This window comes from Undibacterium sp. GW821-FHT11H02 (assembly GCF_058808015.1).
In genome coordinates, this window is the sequence record NZ_JBXARG010000002.1 from 255,723 (window position 1) to 274,521 (window position 18,799).

The 18,799-nt window shown below is 46.2% G+C and carries 22 protein-coding genes and 1 tRNA gene; 12 read left to right on the forward strand and 11 right to left on the reverse strand.

The window, feature by feature from the left end; translation table 11 throughout:
- The first annotated feature begins 404 nt into the window (after positions 1-404).
- A complete protein-coding gene (locus tag AC1RR2_RS03350) occupies positions 405-797 on the forward strand; it encodes a DUF5360 family protein (protein WP_493220887.1) in 393 nt (130 codons plus the stop codon).
- A gap of 33 nt (positions 798-830) precedes the next feature.
- On the opposite strand, the gene AC1RR2_RS03355 is transcribed toward AC1RR2_RS03350, so the two are convergent.
- The 11 genes from AC1RR2_RS03355 to AC1RR2_RS03405 all read right to left on the reverse strand — a co-directional run bounded on the left by AC1RR2_RS03355 (position 831) and on the right by AC1RR2_RS03405 (position 9,455).
- A complete protein-coding gene (locus AC1RR2_RS03355) occupies positions 831-1,769 on the reverse strand; it encodes a prolipoprotein diacylglyceryl transferase (protein WP_493220888.1) in 939 nt (312 codons plus the stop codon).
- A gap of 98 nt (positions 1,770-1,867) precedes the next feature.
- Positions 1,868-2,446, reverse strand: coding sequence for an outer membrane beta-barrel protein (locus AC1RR2_RS03360; RefSeq protein WP_493220889.1), 579 nt, complete (start codon positions 2,444-2,446; stop codon positions 1,868-1,870).
- 119 nt (positions 2,447-2,565) lie between these two features.
- Complete coding sequence (locus tag AC1RR2_RS03365) at positions 2,566-2,793, reverse strand: hypothetical protein (RefSeq protein WP_493220890.1); 228 nt, start codon at positions 2,791-2,793, stop codon at positions 2,566-2,568.
- Positions 2,783-3,361 carry an RNA polymerase sigma factor gene (locus tag AC1RR2_RS03370; protein ID WP_493220891.1) on the reverse strand — a complete coding sequence of 193 codons (579 nt, stop codon included), beginning with the start codon at positions 3,359-3,361 and terminating at the stop codon, positions 2,783-2,785. Before AC1RR2_RS03370 ends, AC1RR2_RS03365 begins: the two co-directional genes overlap by 11 nt.
- A 1-nt stretch (position 3,362) precedes the next feature.
- Positions 3,363-3,572, reverse strand: coding sequence for a YgaP family membrane protein (locus AC1RR2_RS03375; protein ID WP_493220892.1), 210 nt, complete (start codon positions 3,570-3,572; stop codon positions 3,363-3,365).
- Positions 3,573-3,721: 149 nt separating this feature from the next.
- Entirely contained in the window at positions 3,722-4,525 is an 804-nt protein-coding gene (locus AC1RR2_RS03380) for a nucleotidyltransferase domain-containing protein (RefSeq protein WP_493220893.1), read from the reverse strand.
- Positions 4,526-4,534: 9 nt separating this feature from the next.
- A complete protein-coding gene (locus AC1RR2_RS03385) occupies positions 4,535-4,984 on the reverse strand; it encodes a hypothetical protein (RefSeq protein ID WP_493220894.1) in 450 nt (149 codons plus the stop codon).
- Positions 4,965-5,996 (reverse strand): RNA 3'-terminal phosphate cyclase, encoded by a 1,032-nt coding sequence (gene rtcA, locus AC1RR2_RS03390; RefSeq protein ID WP_493220895.1) that lies wholly within the window; start codon positions 5,994-5,996, stop codon positions 4,965-4,967. Before rtcA ends, AC1RR2_RS03385 begins: the two co-directional genes overlap by 20 nt.
- 227 nt (positions 5,997-6,223) lie before the next feature.
- On the reverse strand, positions 6,224-7,453 hold the full coding sequence (locus AC1RR2_RS03395) for an RtcB family protein (protein ID WP_493220896.1): 1,230 nt from the start codon (positions 7,451-7,453) through the stop codon (positions 6,224-6,226).
- A 403-nt stretch (positions 7,454-7,856) separates the two neighbouring features.
- Positions 7,857-8,987, reverse strand: a complete 1,131-nt coding sequence (locus tag AC1RR2_RS03400) for a slipin family protein (RefSeq protein WP_493220897.1) — start codon at positions 8,985-8,987, stop codon at positions 7,857-7,859.
- Positions 8,988-9,384: 397 nt separating this feature from the next.
- Positions 9,385-9,455: transfer RNA gene (locus tag AC1RR2_RS03405), tRNA-Ile, on the reverse strand.
- A 341-nt stretch (positions 9,456-9,796) separates the two neighbouring features.
- Here AC1RR2_RS03405 and rtcR point away from each other — a divergent pair.
- The 11 genes from rtcR to AC1RR2_RS03460 all read left to right on the forward strand — a co-directional run bounded on the left by rtcR (position 9,797) and on the right by AC1RR2_RS03460 (position 18,783).
- Positions 9,797-11,395, forward strand: a complete 1,599-nt coding sequence (rtcR, locus tag AC1RR2_RS03410) for an RNA repair transcriptional activator RtcR (RefSeq protein ID WP_493220898.1) — start codon at positions 9,797-9,799, stop codon at positions 11,393-11,395.
- A gap of 61 nt (positions 11,396-11,456) precedes the next feature.
- Positions 11,457-12,095 (forward strand): immunity protein Imm33 domain-containing protein, encoded by a 639-nt coding sequence (locus AC1RR2_RS03415; RefSeq protein WP_493220899.1) that lies wholly within the window; start codon positions 11,457-11,459, stop codon positions 12,093-12,095.
- Between the two features lie 45 nt (positions 12,096-12,140).
- Positions 12,141-12,431: a helix-hairpin-helix domain-containing protein gene (locus AC1RR2_RS03420; RefSeq protein WP_493220900.1), complete on the forward strand. Its 291-nt coding sequence runs from the start codon at positions 12,141-12,143 to the stop codon at positions 12,429-12,431.
- Positions 12,432-12,872: 441 nt separating this feature from the next.
- Positions 12,873-13,688 (forward strand): ABC transporter ATP-binding protein, encoded by an 816-nt coding sequence (locus AC1RR2_RS03425; RefSeq protein WP_493220901.1) that lies wholly within the window; start codon positions 12,873-12,875, stop codon positions 13,686-13,688.
- On the forward strand, positions 13,685-14,464 hold the full coding sequence (mlaE, locus tag AC1RR2_RS03430) for a lipid asymmetry maintenance ABC transporter permease subunit MlaE (protein WP_493220902.1): 780 nt from the start codon (positions 13,685-13,687) through the stop codon (positions 14,462-14,464). The genes AC1RR2_RS03425 and mlaE overlap by 4 nt, the downstream gene beginning before the upstream one ends.
- Positions 14,465-14,541: 77 nt before the next feature.
- Entirely contained in the window at positions 14,542-15,015 is a 474-nt protein-coding gene (gene mlaD / locus AC1RR2_RS03435) for an outer membrane lipid asymmetry maintenance protein MlaD (protein WP_493220903.1), read from the forward strand.
- On the forward strand, positions 15,012-15,800 hold the full coding sequence (locus AC1RR2_RS03440; RefSeq protein ID WP_493220904.1) for an MlaA family lipoprotein: 789 nt from the start codon (positions 15,012-15,014) through the stop codon (positions 15,798-15,800). Before mlaD ends, AC1RR2_RS03440 begins: the two co-directional genes overlap by 4 nt.
- Before the next feature lie 174 nt (positions 15,801-15,974).
- Positions 15,975-16,604 carry an MlaC/ttg2D family ABC transporter substrate-binding protein gene (locus AC1RR2_RS03445; RefSeq protein ID WP_493220905.1) on the forward strand — a complete coding sequence of 210 codons (630 nt, stop codon included), beginning with the start codon at positions 15,975-15,977 and terminating at the stop codon, positions 16,602-16,604.
- 37 nt (positions 16,605-16,641) lie between these two features.
- Positions 16,642-16,926: an STAS domain-containing protein gene (locus AC1RR2_RS03450; protein WP_493220906.1), complete on the forward strand. Its 285-nt coding sequence runs from the start codon at positions 16,642-16,644 to the stop codon at positions 16,924-16,926.
- A gap of 166 nt (positions 16,927-17,092) precedes the next feature.
- Positions 17,093-18,034 (forward strand): ABC transporter ATP-binding protein, encoded by a 942-nt coding sequence (locus tag AC1RR2_RS03455; RefSeq protein ID WP_493220907.1) that lies wholly within the window; start codon positions 17,093-17,095, stop codon positions 18,032-18,034.
- Positions 18,031-18,783 (forward strand): ABC transporter permease, encoded by a 753-nt coding sequence (locus AC1RR2_RS03460; RefSeq protein WP_493220908.1) that lies wholly within the window; start codon positions 18,031-18,033, stop codon positions 18,781-18,783. Before AC1RR2_RS03455 ends, AC1RR2_RS03460 begins: the two co-directional genes overlap by 4 nt.
- Positions 18,784-18,799: the final 16 nt, after the last annotated feature.

The following is an 18,799-nucleotide window of genomic DNA, read 5'->3' on the forward strand; positions in this document are numbered from 1 at the left end:
GCTTGATTTTTTTTCGAAGTAGGGCGCAGATAAATTGTTGCGGCGCGGAATATTTGAGATTTTCTTTTTTGAAAAGTTAACGAGTCCAAGTTCAAAGACGTGTGCCTAAATCCACCAGCCAGTCCGGCATATGACGTGTCAAGAAGGTTTCCAATGATTTGTCAAAACCTGTGAAGACCAACACGCCCACTAAGATTAAACCCGCGCCCATCACCTGTTTGCCGCGATGCCCCTGCGCGCATTCGCTTGCCTAAAATATAGGTCAACAGGCCCTAGGCTATCGCCAAATATCGCAAGTGCACTGCCGACTAGACGAGGAGCTAGATCTCATATTGCGCGATAGTCTCTTATTTCGGCATCGACTCGCGATGCCGGGTTCAATTCAATTGATAAGGCGAGCAAAGATGCTGACACGTTTTCTGAAGTGGAACCTGATGTTGACCGATCTTGGTTTTATCACCTATTGGTCATTCGCTGCGCTGCAAATTTTTCCTGCAGAATGGCTGTATAAAGATGCCGATCTGCCATGGATGCAGGCGTGGAACTGGTCATTTGCGCCTGTCGATTTGATGGCAAGCCTAGTCGGTTTGTGGGCGCTATGGGACGCCAAGCGAGACGGGCGTGTTTGGCGTTTGCTCCTACCTGTTTCGCTCAGTATGACTATGTGTGCTGGCTTGATGGCACTCGCATTTTGGGCAATCCGGGGCGACCTTGATCTTGCTTGGTGCTTGCCCAATTTGTATCTGCTCATTTGGCCTATGTTTGCGCTAGCAACTTGTTTGAAAAATCTAAGATAGAACAGCGCAATCAATATCTCATCTATGCAAGTTTCATCGAATTGTGCAAGCGGCGAGCGTGCCAAGGACCACCATAGTGACCCCCACTTTTGAAACGCATTTCAATGGTGAAGATCTGATTAAGCCAAATAAGCCTATGAAAATCAACACGGTAGAAATAAGCTCCGCTTGGGTAAAGTTCCATCCTAGAAAATGATACATGCTATTGATGCGTATTTTTTCTATTAACAGACGCCCAAATCCACTGAGTATTAAGTAAGTAGAAAAAATACTTCCAAGCGAATAGCTGGCAAGCTGCTTGGTTTTGATCACACGTAAAAATAGGAAGATAGCGAAAGCCGTCATAGCCTCATAAATGGGAGTTGGATAAACTCCCGGGCTCGGTATCAGTACGCCAGCAATATTATTGTCGTAAGTTTGCGCCCACAACCAATGCGGCAACCAGTCTGGCTTTAATGCGAGATCCGCCGCACGTCCCCAATCACCATCGCCCGATATCTGGCAGCCAATTCGGCCTATGCCATAACCTAAAATCATGGCTGGCGCCAAGGCGTCCAGCATAGGAATAATAGGTAGGCCACGACGCCTTAGATAGAGTGCACCAGCGATGACGCCGAATATTAGGCCGCCATAAATAGACAATCCTCCGCGGGAAAAAATCATACCCATAGGGTCATGTAAAAACTCAGACGGATATTCCAAAATGTGAAATACCCGTGCGCCAAGTATGCCAAATAGCGCCGTGATCACTGTTAGATTGGAAACGATTTGATGCGCCGGCACCAAAGTATTCTCCGCTGTTTTCGCATTCTTTAAGATGCCTAGCGTTTCAAATCGCTGTACCTCTTTTTGTGCGAGGTGGCTGGCAACTAAAATAGCCAGACCCACGAAACTACCAAAAGTCGCGATAGGAATGGACCAGTGTGTGCCGAAAAAATAATTAATGACATCACTTAAATAAGGAAAAGACATGGGCGAACCTTGGTATCAGAAGAGGCATAAATAGCTTGTGCCATTATATAGTTTGCCGGGCGTAGTTCGGCAATAACTTCCTAGGTTTAGTTCTCAACTCAAAAACGATACTGCACGCCAGCAGAGACATTGTGAATCGTATTTTTTTCGTTTCCCAGTTTGGTGCGCCGTATTTCAAACTCACCGCGTAATGCGAAGTTTTTGCTGACATTGTAAGTTAAGCCAAGGCCTCCAACTGCTTGAGTCGAAGTCGTTTCGGACGCCATAAAAAATAGTAAGGGGGCATTATCATTGGTTCCTACTGAAACACGCGCCACGCCTATTTTCGCAAAAGTAGCAAAGTCCTCGGTGATATTTTGTTTCAGCACGCCAGCTAATTCAAATCCGGTCGCGTCGGCTGTCGTGTAGCTTTTGCCTGTTGCAGTCTTCGCATTGACCTTCAATTTGCCTAAGGAAAAAAGACTGGCCTCAATGGCAAAGTTCTGGTCGAGCTCATAAGCAGTAAAAATCTTGAAAGCTTTGGCGTTTTTGTCACATTGCACACTGCCTTTGTTGCACTCCGAGCTCCATTTGGCTGGGCCAGTTGTACCACCTATAGTGAACTGCGCTGAGGCAGCGGGCGTGATGCTTAAACTTGAAATTAACAGCAGGGATGAAAATAAAGTTTTCTTCAACATAAAAACCTAAAATGAAAATATGAAATTGTGTGTTCTTGAGGGCTTGACGGTGTCAAGCCTCAATCTGATATTTTGATGAGAAATCAGATGGGCGCAGCGAGATTGTTTGCTGTCACGTATTAAAAATCCGACGGCGCTTTTTTTCGGCTTTGACCGAGAGTCTCAAATAAACCGACTAGCCAACACATAGGACAACCGCGTAGCAATAAAATCGCGCCAATAAAGGCCAGCGACGCGACCACAAGGCCAAGGGTGCCATACGAGCTAAAATGCAGCGCGCCTATGATTAATGTTAAAGCGGCCAAGCCGCGTAGCAAATGGATGCTCACTGAGGTACTACAAAACATGTTTATCTCCTTGTGTATCACTGGGCGCCTCGTCTTTAAGCCAGTAGCCACTCGACATCAGTTGTTCGCGAACTTGTGCGCGCGCCCGATGCAGACGACTTTTTACCGCTTCCAGACTCAGTCCCAATTGCGCCGCTACTTCAGGCGCAGTCAATTCATGTACGTCACGCAAAATTAAAACCTCGCGATAGGGCGGGGTCAGCCGCTCTAAAGCGCGGGTTAAATCCAAACGTAAATCTGTGGGAACGCAGCGTTCGCAAGGTATATCGTGCTCAAGGAGCTCGTCTAATGCTTCGGTCGCTTTTTTGCCGCGATACAGGCGGTAGCATTCGCGCTCAACGATACGAAACAGCCAGGTCGTGAAAGTCGCGACCGTGCGTAATGCACCTATCTTGCGATACAGCTGCCACAGCGCGATTTGTACGGCATCTTCGGCATCTTCTGTGGTGGAACAAGTGCGTCGCGCAAACCGCTTCAGATCAGGCTGACAGACAGTTAATAGATCAGAAATGGCGGCCTTATCGCCTTGGCAGGCAGCCTCAATCAGTTGCGGTTTAGTACGTAGCATATTAGTTATCCAGATAACGACGTCCGACCATGGCGCAAGCCGGGCAAAAGCCAACAAAGGCGGTGAGTGCCAAGGTAGCAGCGGTGCCATACGCCAGCCATGTCACAATGCCTTGGGTGTAGCCGCTGAAAGCGGCGTAAGTGACAAAAACGCCGCTACCTATACGCAGAGCACGTTCCCAATGGGGGAGATTACGCTTTAAATGAAACATGATGAAGTCCTTTCTCGATTTAGAAAATGCGTTCAATTGAATGACACTTACCTAGAGGGGGGAAATTTTCAAAAGGATTCAAGAATTTTTAAAAATATTTAAAAAAGTTCAAAAAGCGCGAAAATGTGCGAAACAGAGGTCTATTTTTGTCAAGATCGCTTGATGGTCTCCATCAGAAAACGATCACAAGCCTCATAAGTTTGAGTGTCTATGGGTGCGACTTGCAACTGTATGAGTTTCAAACGCGCCAATTCAGCATGGATAAAATCAGAGATCGCAGGTATTTGATCGGCGACTTCGGCTTCACCACCAGCCATTTTCTTGACTAACAAGGCATCGATCTCGGCACGTAAGCTGCCGCTTGGCAAAAGCCTATCTAGCAAGCGATGAAATTCTATCGGTGGCATCTCGCCAAATTGCTCTATCCAAAAGCATGCAAAGATAGGGCGCAAAACATAGAGATACTTCTTCAAGCGCACCTGATCTTTCTGTAAGAATTCGCGTGCATTGGTGCTCGCCATACTCACATAGTGTTGAAAACAGGCTTGCGGTTTGAAGAACTTTGTCGCTAGATCTTCGTATTGATTCATGACGAAATCGTCGCGACGATAGACCAGCGGTGATTGCAGCCATTCCATCAAAGCAGGGTTGCTTTTGTGTAGTAGCTGTAAGCTTTTACGCAAATCCCAACCATTGATATCGAGTTCACCCAGAGGATGTTGTTCTATGCCCATCTCGATGACATCGCGAGCTGCGTGTACTTTGAAGTACCAGGGCTCTCGATGCACGTATAGAAAACGCACATCCCAGTCGCTATCGGGCGAAGCAAAACCCCAAGCGCGACTGCCGGATTCTATGGCGAGTAAAATATGCACATCGTGCTTTCGCTCTATGCTCGTTAGGCGTTCCTGAATTACAGTATGAACGGGAAAATTCTCTTCTTGCTTATGCATTTTGATTACTCAATGAGTTGCGCTGCATGATTCTCTAGTGGGATCGTGCTGGGCGCAGTAGCTGTAATGGCCGACCGTGACTTTTTTTCCTTGGCGATCTGAAATCGTTACTAAAACAAGGAATAAGTCGCCGTATGTTTGTCGGTCAACAATGCCTGTGTCTGGCTGATCAACATTCAATTCGATTACGATTGTCGCGTTTTGGATGTCATTTTCTTTGCTGTTTTTGGCAGCTTTACTCTTTAACCATAACGCGTATTGGTGCAATACGCTTTCAAATTGTTTTGTATGTGGCGTAACGGTCATTTTGACCAGATCGAACTCGACAAATCCAACATTATTTTCTTTGGAAAATTGATAGATTTTCCCTGGCCCCCAGTAACCACAAATACGATTATTCCGACTGATAAAGGAAGTACATAGTCCAGCAGCAAGGTTTCTAAGTTGGCTTTTTCTCATGAATCGATTCCACTAAATAGCAGTGTGCGTTCAATTTTTCTATTTTGAAACTGACATCCAAAAACATCTGAATAATCGCGCAATTAGTGTTGAAATGTTCGCTAATAATGTTCGTCGTAAACCTTCCGCCAACCAGCGCCATTGGTAGCAATAGTTGATCGGCCATGTGTTCACCGACCGCGGCGTCACTGGCTAAATAATGCTTCATCTCCTTACAAGCTTGTTGCGCCACAAATTCACTCGATTTAGATTTGTCGCCATAACTGGTAACGATCTCAGTATGCTCGCTACTTTGTACGCTCAAAATCAAGGCATTACCAACGCCATGTGAATTACGCAATCCTTGGTGCACTACGTCTTCGGCATTCCAATTCAAATAGCGCCGGACTTCGGATAATTGTTTGTCCGCGACGCTTTGATCCAAATTTGAAATCACACTTAAACCATGTTGACTGATACGTTCACCGCGACTTTGCAAATCCAATGCAGTTTGCGTCTGCCACGGCGCAATCAAGGCCTTGAGTTTGCCACCCCCGCCAGGATAAAAGCCATGCTTGAGTAAGTCTATCTGCGCCTGCACTCCCATTCTTCGCATCGCTGGCAGAAAGCTAAATTCCAGAAACTCAAATGAAGGCGACATAGGCACATGCGTGCCACCTTCAATAGTCACTGTGCTTTCTGTGTTGGCAAACAATAGTGGCCACAATATCGTTTGTAGCACCAGTGCACAGCTACCCGCAGTGCCTATCGCAAATGCATAGTCGCCGGCTTTAACGCGGTTCGGTTTAAAACTCAGCTGCGAACTACCCAGCGCATCGCCTTCCACCACGGCATCCGAAATCGTCTGCGCCGCCCGAACACAGGTTAAATGTTGACGCATCAAACCCGGCTTACTACGTTTGGCGCGTATGTTCTTTAGTTGTACTGCTTGTTGCGTGATGATGGACAAAGCCAGCGCGGTACGCAGTATTTGCCCACCACCTTCACCTTGTGATGCGTCTATTTGTATCATGTTCATTTTTTTGTGGGATGCTTAAGTCCTGTTAAATTCTCCCTTCTCCCACGAGCGGGAGAAGGGGCGGGGATGAGGGCGCGTGAGATAAGCTTGACGATATTGAGAAATCTAAACATCGCTATCTTGTCGCGTCGTAGTACGAAATAGCATTGCGGTTTCTGTGCTACCCTCAGCCTAGCCGTCTCCTGCATGCGGGAGAGGGAATATTTATGCTGTCTCCTCACTCAACCCTTCACACAAACCACTTGCTTCAACACATACATCACTTCCACCAAATCTTTCTGCGCTCGCATGACCGCATCGATGTCTTTGTAAGCCATAGGAATCTCATCAATCACATCGGCATCTTTCCGGCATTCCACGCCTTCGGTTGCGCGTTGTTGATCTTCGATGGTGAAAATCTTCTTTGCTTTGGTACGACTCATCACCCGTCCTGCGCCGTGGCTGCAAGATTGAAAGCTTTCCTCATTTCCCAGTCCGCGCACGATGTAGCTACGCGCTCCCATCGATCCTGGAATAATTCCCAGCTCACCTTTTTTGGCCGATACCGCACCTTTACGAGTGACGTAGACTTCTTCCCCAAAGTGCGTTTCTTTTTGCACGTAGTTGTGGTGACAGTTCACCGCCTCCAAATGCGTTTCGAAAGGCTTGGTAATGATCTTGCGCATGGCGTCGATTACGTGTTGCATCATGATCTCGCGATTGGTTTTGGCAAATTGTTGCCCCCATCCTACCGCTTTCACATAGTCGCCGAAATACTTACTACCTTCTTCGAAGTAAGCTAAATCTTGATCCGGAATATTACACAAATGCTGTTGCATATCCTTTTTGGCTAACTCGATAAACATGGTACCGATGGCATTACCCACACCACGCGAACCTGAGTGCAACATGATCCATACTGCGTCTTTTTCATCCAGACAAATTTCGATGAAGTGATTCCCAGTTCCTAAAGTTCCCAAATGCTTGTACTGATTGGTGTTCTTCAATTTTGGGTAATCGGCGGTAATTTCTTTGAAAGTGCCCTCCAACGATTTCCACGCTTCATCGACTAAGACTGGAGGCTTATCACCCCAAGAACCTTTATCACGTCCTCCGCGATTTGGTGTTCTTCCATGCGGCACGGCTTTTTCTATCGCGGCACGCAGTGGGCCAAGATTATCTGGTAAATCTTTGGCGTTTAAAGTCGTTTTGCAAGCGATCATTCCGCAACCGATATCCACGCCAACGGCAGCAGGAATAATTGCTTTATGGGTAGGAATCACGCTACCAATAGTGGAGCCTTTACCCAAATGCACATCGGGCATGACCGCCAAATGTTTGAAGATAAACGGCATCTTGGCGGTATTGATTAATTGCTGTTTAGCGTCGTCTTCCACCGGTACGCCTTCGGTCCACATTTTGATCGGGGCGGCGTTGGCGACTTCTAATAATTCGTAATTTTGTTTGTTCATGATTTTCATTTTGTTTGTTTTTAAATCCCCTCTCCCGCACGCGGGAGAGGGCTAGGGTGAGGGTGTTTCAGTTACACCGAAGATTCTCGTTGTCAAACGCCCTCATCCCAACCCTTCTCCCGCTTGCGGGAGAAGGGCTTGCCTTTTCACACATTAATCTTCACCAAGTTTCGTAGGCTGGGCTGATAAGCCCAGCAATTGCATCATGTTTCCTTGGTCCGTTGGGCTTCACTTCGTTCAACCCAGCCTACGCTAGCTACTCTGAAAGCGAAAACCTTTCAACGCCGAGACGCTAAGACGCCGAGAAAATCGAAAAGAGAGGAGGCGAATCGATTAACGTTTTTCTCTGCGCTCCTCTGCGTCTCCGCGCCTCGGCGTTGAGGGGTTTTTTGTATTTATCATTTCACACATTAATCTTCACCAAGCCATTCAAGACCTGATCCAAGCCACCGAACACTGAGATTTTATCGATGCGCTCTGCCACTTTTTCTAAAGTCTCCAACTCTTTCAAACGCAAAGCAGTTGGGTTGTTCTCCATCACTCTTGCGGTGTTCAACATTGATCGAGTGGCGTTAGTTTCTTCGCGTCTGCGGATGACATTGGCTTGCGCGGCTTTTTCGGCTTCTACGACTTGCGCCAATAACAGTTTCATATCACCTGGCAGCACGATGTCTTTCACACCCACGCTCAACACCTTCACGCCGAAGCCTTGCAACTTCTCTTGTAAGTGTTGATCTACCACAGCATCGATGATTTGCTTGTTTTCCAAAAGTTCATCAAGGCTACGGGTTCCCACTGCGGCACGCAAGGCGAATTGTAATTCGCGATAGATGTGCTCGGCTGGTTTTGCCAAGCGGCTATACGCTAATTCCGCATCCTCGAATTGCCAGTTGGCGTTCAAGTTAATGCGCAAACTGACTTTGTCTTTCGTCAAAATCTCTTGTCCTGCGACTTCTAATGATTGCAAACGAGTATCTACCAACTCAACTTGAATATCGCGGTTAAAACGCCAGTAGGCGGTTTTTCCTGCGCCCAAGACTTGCACCAATTTCCCATCCACTTTCAATAAACCTATGTGCGATTCTGGCACTTGTACTGGCAAAATGTTCTGCAAGCCGTTAATAGTTTTTCCACGTAACGCAGGTTGTGCCAAGTAGCTCATCAATTTGTTGGAGACCATGTATTGCTCCGCGATATTAGTGACTTCAAAAGTTTGCTCTGCACCAAATTTCCAAAACAATTTACGGGTACCTGGCGACATGATTTCTACTAAGCTCTGATTCTCATAGCGCAGCACGACAGCTTCATCTGCGACATCAACAAGGTGAAAATTCTCGGCAACCACTTCTGGTTCGTGCCGGCGTAAAGATTCCGCAATAGCGTGGTCAAAGCGCACATTGTCCATGTCGAACACTTGCGCTGTAAATTCTGTAAAAAATTGGAAGTAGCGGTATTCGCCAGGTCCAACGATGGCTTCAAATGCCTTGTCTTTGAAAATGATCGCACGTTCATTTTTTTGTACTTTGATTTTCATTTTTCTTGTCCTTATATTGATTCAAAAGCAGGGTGTTTTGCCCGTCGCGGAAGTCGCTGTTGTCTTCGATTTTGGTGAGAAGCGTCGTGACCATCCTGATAAATGCTTACCTCTTATCGAGACCCCTGCACAACTTACTACGCGCCCGAATTTTGAATCTCCGGTGCTCGCTGTGCCCTAGCACAGGTCCGCTCCTCAATTCAAACTTCGACCGCTCGCTACAGTTGTGCAGAGGTCTCTATCACTGATGATGACGATGACGACTAACCGACTACCTAGAGTTCAACCACTGCGGCGAAGTGCAAAGAAGATGTCGGTTTGTTTACAAATGTCATCTTCCCACCCTGTACTGCATGTATTGCTACTGCTTACTTACGAAACACTTTTTAAGAGTGTGTGGAGCGGGAATCGAACCCGCGACCGATCGATTATTAGTCGATTGCTCTATCCAGAATGAGCTATCCATTTTGGTGACGATGTCAGGAATCGAACCTGAGGACATTCTCCAGAATCATCGCCGATATCTTAATTTCCCTCGCTGCGGCATACCTGGTTTCTATCAACATTGGAGAGACTCCTGATTGAGACCCATGTACCGGAAGGGCTTTTTGAACCCTTACCTGTTGCAAACGAATTCGTTTAAGACATCTACTCTATTGCGATAAGCGTGCCAGTTTTCAAAAATCTTATAGAAGTTTTTATAAGTGATTGATTTTTAATGATTAAATTCAATTTGAAAAGTTTTTGCCTAAAATGCGATTTTGCGAGATACTTTACATTGAGATAAATTTATATATGGTTTTATAAAAATGGATAAGGTTGTTTTTGGCTTTCTAGGCACAACGCTGGATGCAGGATTTAATGCGGGCAGGTGGGAGCGTTGGCGTCCGACGGTCTCTTTGTGTCAGCAAGAAGATGTGTTGATCCACAAACTCGTGCTATTTCATGGCGGTGGCAGAGGGGATTTGTTGAAGCTGGTCACGGCTGATATCAAACGCGTGTCGCCCGAGACCATAGTTGAGCCAGTGCTGATGCAGATCACGGACCCTTGGGATTTTGTCGAGGTGTATTCTGCACTGCATGATTTTGTGCGGCGCTACACATTTGATACTAGTGCGTGTGAATATCTGGTGCACATCACCACGGGTACGCACGTGGCGCAAATTTGTTTGTTTCTGCTCACCGAAGCGCGTTATTTTCCCGCGAAATTATTGCAAACCTCGCCACCGCGTCGAGGAGGATTTCCTGAATCCGGGGAAGTAGCGGTGGTTGATCTTGATCTCTCGCAATACAATCAACTCGCCACGCGTTTTGAAGAAGAGCGGCAAGAAGATTTGTCTTTCTTGAAGTTTGGCATAGCGACTAAGAATGCGAGCTTTAACCGCACCATAGAAGAGATCGAGCAAGTCGCTCTGCGCTCGCAAACACCGATTTTGCTGACTGGACCAACGGGTGCCGGTAAGTCCTTTTTGGCGCGTCGTATCTACGAATTAAAGAAGGCCAAGCATCAATTGCAGGGTGATTTTATTGACGTCAATTGCGCGACTTTGCGCGGTGATGGTGCAATGTCCGCTTTATTCGGGCATGTCAAAGGCTCGTTCACCGGTGCCTTGCAGGCTAGGGCTGGCTATCTGAAAGCCGCGGATGACGGCCTATTGTTTTTGGACGAAATAGGCGAATTGGGTCTCGATGAGCAAGCGATGTTACTCAAGGCGATAGAAGAAAAACGCTTCTTCCCTATGGGCGGCGATAAAGAAGTCGAAAGTCACTTTCAACTCATCGCGGGTACGCATAGAGATTTGGCGCAAGATGTGCGTAGCGGGCGCTTTCGTGAAGATTTATTTGCACGTATTAATACGTGGTTATATACGCTGCCAGGTTTGAAAGACAGGCGTGAGGATATAGAACCGAACTTAGATTTTGAATTAGATCGTATTGCCAATCAACTTGGAAAGAAAATTCGATTTAATTCCGACGCCAAGAAACTATACTTGCAATATGCGATGGCGGGCACCACGCTTTGGGCGGGCAATTTCCGTGATTTGTCTGCGAGTCTATTACGTATGGCTACGCTGGCTGATGGTGGGCGTATTGATGTTAGCGCCGTCGATGTAGAATTGCGTCGCTTGCAACAGCGCAATCAAGATCACCTCAGTAATGATAGTCTCGTCAGCAAGGAGTTGCAGCATCCTGACTGGCTGGCCTTAAAGGAAAATATTGACCCCTTTGACCAAGTGCAGCTCGCCTACGTGATTCAAGTCTGTTTGTCGGCACACAATTTATCGGATGCTGGGCGAGCTTTATTTGAACATAGCCGCAAGGAAAAGAAAATGTCGAATGATGCCGATCGCTTGCGCAAGTATTTGGCGAAATTTGATTTGAATTTTGCGCAGATTAAGGATTGGTAGCGTTGAGAGTAAGGCACTTTTTCGGATAGACTACTGACTTCAATTATAGGTAGTTATCCTCATGTCGAAAACTTGGAAACTAGAAGATGTATCCGGTCGTGCCACCGAGGCACCGTACACTTTTTATTTACCCTCAAAAGAGCTGATTGCGCAGTTTCAAGTGGGTGATCTAGTAAAACTGATTTTTCAGTTTGAGATTGAAATCGATCAAGAATGTTCCGCTGAACGCATGTGGGTAGAAATTACTTCTCGTGCCGGCGATCAATTTGTGGGTAGGCTCGATAATGTGCCGCGTTATATTCCTGACTTGCACATCAATGATGAGATCACATTTTCTTCTTGTCACATTATTCAATCACAAAGAGATGACCCAGTTGCCAGTCTTGCTGGACAATATCAAGAGCGATGTTTTGTGACTAGCGCAGTACTGCAAGATCAACGCTCTGTTAATGTGCTGTATCGTGAAGCGCTGGATGCAGAAGGTATAGAGCGCCGTTTTAGCGGTTGGACACTGACCGCAGGTGATGAAAGTGATGATTATTGTGATGACCCAGAGAATTGGCATTTTGTTTCTTTGGGCGCTGTACTCAATATCGATGATAGGTTTCGGGCTTTGCTTGATACGCCTTTTACCCATGACGCGGAATATGCATGGAATGCGCAAACACTAAGCTACGAAGAAATACCGTCGACTGACTAGCGATCTCCTCTCTCTCGATTATTCAGCTGATTTTGAATCCTGACCATGAACCCCAATAAAGTTCGACGCGAAAATATACGTTGCCTGACCGACTTGCCTAATATCGGTAAGGCTAGTGCTGCTGATTTGGTTTTGTTAGGAATAACTCATCCTCAGCAATTGATCGGGCGCGATCCATTTCAGATGTATCAAGAGTTATGCGACATCACGCAACTGACGCACGATCCTTGTGTCATCGACGTATTTATCGCGATCACGCGGTTTATGGCGGGGGAGTCGGCACAGGTGTGGTGGGCGTATACGGAAGAACGCAAACAAATTTTGCGGCGCCAATAAATACCTTCGTGGCAAGGCAATTCACAACTTAATCGGCACACCATTGCGCCAATGCCAAGTTAAGCAAGTATCAAAGAAAGGTATTGTCAGTTAATACCTTTGGTGCAGCTATCTGGCCTGCCGTAAATAATTCAGGTTTACTAGAAACCTTCACTCAAACTTGATGGTCTTAAGCTGGGATTTGCTGGCAAGAGCCTGCCAAAAAGCAAAATAATGTGGTGAATTGCAGAAATTGCTGACTCTAAGTTCATTTATTTTGCCTTGAATTGTGCGGTGCGGCAGAATTTAACGCTTAAATAAATTAAAATTCCAAAATTTTATTTTCTAATGAAAGTTAATTTCAGAATTTAATTATTTCGTTACATTTTTCATAGTATTGATGCGCAACTCAAATTCCCGTTCTGGTTTACAATCTCGCCTTTATTACAGAATTCTATTGCCGTGCCCAATCTAGTTGAAATACGTGATCTGAAATTTGGCTATGGAGGTCGGAACATTTTGTCCGGCCTGAACATGGATTTCCCACGCGGTAAAGTCATTGCCGTAATGGGGGGCTCGGGTTCGGGTAAGACCACTATCTTGCGCCTGATAGGAGGGCAAATTAAGCCCCAGTCTGGGCAGGTCAGTGTCAATGGTGAAGTGGTACATCATTTGAAAACGCCGGGTCTGTATGCCTTACGTCGCAAGATGGGAATGTTGTTTCAACATGGCGCTTTGTTTACCGATTTAAGTGTTTTTGACAATGTGGCCTTCCCTTTGCGTGAACACGCTAAGTTGCCAGAGTCTATGTTGCAAGATCTGGTGATGATGAAGTTGAATGCAGTGGGTTTAAGGAATGCTGCTCAATTAAAGCCTGCTGAAATTTCCGGCGGCATGGCGCGCCGTGTTGCGCTGGCACGCGCCATTGCACTCGATCCTCAACTCATTATGTATGACGAACCATTCGCAGGTTTAGATCCTATTTCTATGGGCGTGACGGCGACTTTAATTCGTAATCTAAATAGCGCTTTGGGCTCGACTAGTATCTTGGTATCGCATGATGTACACGAAACTTTCGTTATCGCAGACTATGTGTATTTTCTGTCGCAAGGGAAAATCGTAGCTCAAGGCACGCCGAAAGAAATGATGGAATCGACCGATCCGTACGTGAAACAGTTCGTTCATGCCGAAAGTGATGGCCCAGTACCGTTCCACTATCCAGGTCGATCAATGGCAGATGAGATCGGTTTACAACCGCGTGCAGGTGATTCCTTATGATCGCGGATTTCATTAGTCGCCTCGGCCAAGTGACGCGTCAGGTAGTAGAAAGTTTGGGACATGCGAGCCGGAGTTTCCTCAGTATTGTGATGCATGCGCCGGGCCTGTGGCGTCGCCCGCAATTGATCGCTGATCAAGTGCATTTCATTGGCAACTATTCCTTAGTGATTATTGCTATTTCTGGTTTGTTTGTTGGTTTTGTGTTGGGCTATCAAGGTTATTACACACTGAATCGCTACGGCTCCGAAGAAGCGCTGGGTTTGTTGGTCGCCTTGTCTTTGGTGCGTGAATTGGGTCCGGTTGTGACCGCTTTATTGTTTGCCGGACGTGCTGGTACGTCGTTGACAGCTGAAATTGGTTTGATGAAAGCTGGTGAGCAGCTAGCGGCGATGGAAATGATGGCGGTGAATCCTCTGCAACGTGTGGTTGCGCCTAGGTTTATCGCTGGCGTAATTGCTCTGCCTATCTTGACCTTGATTTTTAATGCCATGGGTATTATGGGTGGCTATTTGGTCGGTGTTTCGCTGATAGGTGTGGATAGCGGCTCTTTCTGGTCACAAATGCAGGCCGGGGTTGATATTTGGAATGATCTCGGGAACGGTATTATCAAGAGCATAGTATTCGGATTTGCTGCGACTTTTGTGGCGCTGTATCAGGGATATGAAGCGACGCCAACGCCTGAAGGCGTGGCTCGCGCAACCACGCGCACGGTCGTCATATCCTCCTTGTTAGTGTTGTGGCTGGACTTCTTGTTGACAGCCTGGATGTTCCAATAAAGCTGATTTTAAAATTTGAATTTTTACAATCGCGTTTGTAGCCTGGTGCGCAAATGGATTTTCGTAAGAGGTAGATGATGGAAAAGAAATCGATAGATTTTTGGGTGGGAATATTTGTGCTATTGGGTGCGGCATCATTGCTATTTTTAGCATTGAAAGCGGGCAATATGAGTAGTCTCTCTTTTGAACAGACTTACGACCTCACTACCAAATTTGACAATATTGGTGGATTGAAACCCAATGCTGCAGTTAAAAGTGCAGGTGTGGTGGTGGGACGAGTCAGTTCTATCAGTTTTGATGATAAGAGTTTTCAAGCCAATGTGGTATTGAAGATGGAGAAGCGTTATAGCTTCCCGAAAGATTCGTCTGCAAAAATTTTGACTGCGGGTTTGTTGGGTGAGCAATATATAGGATTGGAAGCCGGCGGTGATGTGAAGAATTTAGCTGCCGGTGACAAAATTACGATGACACAGTCAGCCGTGGTTTTGGAAAATCTGATCAGCCAATTCTTGTTCAGCAAAGCCGCTGACGGTAAGGAAGAACAGAAATGAGTGCGCGTTTTTTAAGTGGGTCTATCCTAAGTTCATTTGCTGTTCGTTTGCTGATTTTGTGCGCGCTCGGCTTAAGTATGACGGCTTGCAGCACAGTCACTAAGGTAAAAACCAAGGCTGTGGCAACACTGGAAAAAGTCAGTGAAACCACCAATATTGGTAATAATCCGGATGATCCTTTAGAGGGTTTCAACCGCTCTATGTTTAGCTTTAATGAGAGTTTGGATGCGAACATTTTAAAGCCGACAGCGCAGGCATACCAAAAAGTGACGCCTAGCATAGTACAAACGGCGGTCGGCAATTTCTTTAGTAATGCAGGCGATGTCTGGACAGCGGTCAACAATGTATTGCAAGGCAATCTGGTTGATGGTGCAAATGATTTTATGCGATTTGCGATCAATACCACGATGGGAATTGGTGGACTGATTGATGTGGCCAGTGCTGGCGGCATGCCCAAGCACAGAGCTGATTTCGGGCAAACTTTGGGGGTGTGGGGAGTGCCTGCCGGGCCTTTTGTGATGTTGCCGGTTTTGGGGGCATCCACCTTACGAGATACAATAGCGACCCCTATTGATTTCAAAGGCGATATTCTCTTTTCACAGACCTCGGGCGCGGTAAAAACGACGACCTCGATTTTAAAAGTGATTGATAAGCGGGCGAGTGCATTAGATGCGGTGAGCCTGATAGAAGAAGCTGCTTTAGATAAATATGTGTTTATCCGTGGTGCTTATCTGCAAAGACGTGAAAGCCAAATCAACGCGGGCAAACAGCAAGAGCAGGAATAGTACAAAAGAAAAGTTCAAAAAATTCTTGGTGCTTCGATTTTTAATCAAATCGTAATTGAGCATCAAGAATGGTACCGGGGGGGATTTTGAACTGCGTCAACCAAATGTTGCGAGACAGGGTTTACGTAACAAGCTAGTCAATGGAATTAATCCCACAAGTCAGGAAAGTAAATTATGAAAAAAATCAGTCAGTTTTTAGTTGGTCTCTGTTTCAGTTTTAGTCTGTTTGCTAATGCGCAAGTGCAAGAAGCGCCAGATCAATTAGTGAAGCGTTTGAGTACAGAAATCATTGATGCGGCCAAGACCGACAAGGAAATTCAAGCCGGTAACCGTCAACGCATTAACGACTTAGTTGAGAATAAAGTTCTGCCGCATATCAATTTTGAGCGTATGACTTCTTTAGCTGTGAGTAAAAGCTGGCGTTCAGCGACACCTGAACAGCAAAAGCAATTGATTACAGAATTTCGTACTTTGCTGATTCACACCTACTCAGGCGCAATTACACAAATTCGTGACCAAAAAGTCGAATTTAAGCCATTCCGTGCTTCTCCCGAAGATGCAGAAGTGGAAGTGAAAAGCTTGGTGATACAAGCACGTGGTGAGCCATTGCAACTTAGTTACCGTTTAGAGAAAACTGCAGCAGGCTGGAAGATTTTTGATATCAATGTTCTGGGCGCATGGTTGGTAGAAACCTATAAGGGTAGTTTTTCAGCTGAAGTCAGTAAAAACGGTGTGGATGGTTTGATCAAGACTTTAGTTGAAAAGAATAAAAAATTGGCTGCAGCCTCAGTAAAAAAGTCGTGAGTTCAGACATAAATTCAGTCATATTTTGGAGCCCAGCATGATCTTGCAGGATCAAGAACTAAGTCTACGTAATGCAGTGAGCGTCTCTGAAGCGGGATTGCAAGCACTTCATGCTGGCGCTGATCAGTTCGATATGTCACCACTGCAGGCCGTCGATTCGTCGGCAGTGGCAGTCATGCTCACATGGCAACGTCAGGCACAGGCGCTTAATCGACAGTTACAATTCATAGGCGTGCCTGCCAGTTTATTAAGTTTAATTTCTCTTTACGGTTTGACAGATTTTTTCCATCTGACCGCTGCCAACAGCTCTGAGCGACATTGATCCTCAGCCTTGCTCTATCAATTTGTCTATACAAGCGGCGCATTAAAGCGCAACCCGTTGTCAGGCAAAATCCCCTATAATCGAAGGTTTTCACGGCAATTGTCGTGATCTTTTTCGTAATTGTCGACCTAAGTTCACAATCAATGCGCATAAGCGCGAATGCCACATGGCCGCCATACAAATTAGCAATGTACAAAAATCCTATCAGTCTGCTGGCAAACCGCTACAGGCTTTAGGTGGTGTTTCACTTTCGATCGAAGAGGGTGAATTTTTTGGTTTACTGGGGCCGAACGGTGCTGGTAAGACCACGCTTATCTCGATAATCGCGGGTTTAAATCGCGCCGATTCTGGTCAAGTTTTAGTGCAAGGGCATGATGTAGTGCGCGATTATCGTGCAGCACGCAGCAAGCTTGGCGTAGTGCCGCAAGAATTGGTGTTTGATCCCTTCTTTACGGTGCGTGAAACTCTGCGTTTGCAATCCGGTTATTTCGGTATCAAAAATAATGATGCCTGGATCGATGAAGTCATGGAAAATCTCGATCTGACCAATAAAGCCGATGCGAATATGCGCGCTTTATCGGGTGGCATGAAACGCCGGGTTTTAGTTGCACAAGCATTGGTGCACAAACCACCGGTGATCATTTTGGATGAGCCGACTGCAGGTGTTGACGTCGAATTACGCCAAACTTTGTGGAAGTTTATTTCACGCTTAAATCGTGAAGGTCATACCATCGTGTTGACCACGCATTATCTGGAGGAAGCACAAGCTCTGTGTAATCGTGTCGCGATGCTGAAAGCCGGTAAAGTCGTGGCACTCGACACCATGTCGGCTTTGATCAAGCGCATCTCTGGCTCGCAAATGAAAGTGCAACTCGCGCAAGGCTCATTGTCAGCTCCCTTGCCAGCTTCTTTGCACAACTTAATTATCGCTGCTGATACTCAAGCAGAAGCGAATAGCTTTGCTTTGCGTATTACGAACTATGCCGAAGTTGAACCGATACTCGCGAATCTGCGTACAGCGGGTTGCGTGATTGAAGATCTGCATTTGCAACAAGCGGATCTGGAAGATGTGTTCTTACAAATTATGGGTGGAGGAAATCCGCAATGATAGGTTTTCGCACCTTGTTGTATAAAGAAGTTTTACGTTTCTGGAAAGTCGCAACGCAGACCATTACGGCGCCTATCATGACCGCGATGATGTATCTGCTGATTTTCGGCCAAGCTTTGGAAGGCCACGTCAAAGTTCATGGCGTTACTTACATGGCGTTTTTGATTCCCGGCCTGGTGATGATGAGCGTCTTGCAGAACGCATTTGCAAATGCTTCTTCATCTTTGATTCAATCCAAAATTACTGGCAATCTGGTCTTCATCATGTTGCCACCGCTCTCACATTGGGAAATGTTTTTTGCCTATGTGTTAGCTGCCGTGGTGCGTGGATTAGCTGTCGGACTCGGCGTGTTTGTGGTGACAGCGTGGTTTGCACATCTGAGTTTTAGTGCGCCTTTATGGATTGCTCTATTCGCTTTGATGAGCGCTTTCGTACTCGGCACTATGGGCTTGATCGTCGGTATCTGGGCGGAGAAGTTTGATCAATTGGCAGGATTTCAAAATTTCGTGATTGTGCCTGCGACCTTTTTGTCGGGCGTGTTTTATTCAATTAATTCACTGCCACCAATATGGCAAACGATTTCGCATTTCAATCCCTTCTTCTACATGATAGATGGCTTTCGCTATGGCTTTTCAGGACAGTCGGATGTTGATCCTGTACGTAGTTTGGTGATTGTTACTATCTTCTTGTTCGCATTGACTGCGGTCGCAATGCAGATGCTGCGCAGTGGTTATAAGTTACGACACTGAGTATGGCACTGAGTAC

Coding starts and splice junctions, on each gene's coding strand:
- AC1RR2_RS03350 (WP_493220887.1), top strand. CDS start 405: ATGCTGACACGTTTTCTGAAGTGGAACCTGATGTTGACCGATCTTGGT.
- AC1RR2_RS03355 (WP_493220888.1), bottom strand. CDS start 1,769: ATGTCTTTTCCTTATTTAAGTGATGTCATTAATTATTTTTTCGGCACA.
- AC1RR2_RS03360 (WP_493220889.1), bottom strand. CDS start 2,446: ATGTTGAAGAAAACTTTATTTTCATCCCTGCTGTTAATTTCAAGTTTA.
- AC1RR2_RS03365 (WP_493220890.1), bottom strand. CDS start 2,793: ATGTTTTGTAGTACCTCAGTGAGCATCCATTTGCTACGCGGCTTGGCC.
- AC1RR2_RS03370 (WP_493220891.1), bottom strand. CDS start 3,361: ATGCTACGTACTAAACCGCAACTGATTGAGGCTGCCTGCCAAGGCGAT.
- AC1RR2_RS03375 (WP_493220892.1), bottom strand. CDS start 3,572: ATGTTTCATTTAAAGCGTAATCTCCCCCATTGGGAACGTGCTCTGCGT.
- AC1RR2_RS03380 (WP_493220893.1), bottom strand. CDS start 4,525: ATGCATAAGCAAGAAGAGAATTTTCCCGTTCATACTGTAATTCAGGAA.
- AC1RR2_RS03385 (WP_493220894.1), bottom strand. CDS start 4,984: ATGAGAAAAAGCCAACTTAGAAACCTTGCTGCTGGACTATGTACTTCC.
- rtcA (WP_493220895.1), bottom strand. CDS start 5,996: ATGATACAAATAGACGCATCACAAGGTGAAGGTGGTGGGCAAATACTG.
- AC1RR2_RS03395 (WP_493220896.1), bottom strand. CDS start 7,453: ATGAACAAACAAAATTACGAATTATTAGAAGTCGCCAACGCCGCCCCG.
- AC1RR2_RS03400 (WP_493220897.1), bottom strand. CDS start 8,987: ATGAAAATCAAAGTACAAAAAAATGAACGTGCGATCATTTTCAAAGAC.
- rtcR (WP_493220898.1), top strand. CDS start 9,797: ATGGATAAGGTTGTTTTTGGCTTTCTAGGCACAACGCTGGATGCAGGA.
- AC1RR2_RS03415 (WP_493220899.1), top strand. CDS start 11,457: ATGTCGAAAACTTGGAAACTAGAAGATGTATCCGGTCGTGCCACCGAG.
- AC1RR2_RS03420 (WP_493220900.1), top strand. CDS start 12,141: ATGAACCCCAATAAAGTTCGACGCGAAAATATACGTTGCCTGACCGAC.
- mlaE (WP_493220902.1), top strand. CDS start 13,685: ATGATCGCGGATTTCATTAGTCGCCTCGGCCAAGTGACGCGTCAGGTA.
- mlaD (WP_493220903.1), top strand. CDS start 14,542: ATGGAAAAGAAATCGATAGATTTTTGGGTGGGAATATTTGTGCTATTG.
- AC1RR2_RS03440 (WP_493220904.1), top strand. CDS start 15,012: ATGAGTGCGCGTTTTTTAAGTGGGTCTATCCTAAGTTCATTTGCTGTT.
- AC1RR2_RS03445 (WP_493220905.1), top strand. CDS start 15,975: ATGAAAAAAATCAGTCAGTTTTTAGTTGGTCTCTGTTTCAGTTTTAGT.
- AC1RR2_RS03450 (WP_493220906.1), top strand. CDS start 16,642: ATGATCTTGCAGGATCAAGAACTAAGTCTACGTAATGCAGTGAGCGTC.
- AC1RR2_RS03455 (WP_493220907.1), top strand. CDS start 17,093: ATGGCCGCCATACAAATTAGCAATGTACAAAAATCCTATCAGTCTGCT.
- AC1RR2_RS03460 (WP_493220908.1), top strand. CDS start 18,031: ATGATAGGTTTTCGCACCTTGTTGTATAAAGAAGTTTTACGTTTCTGG.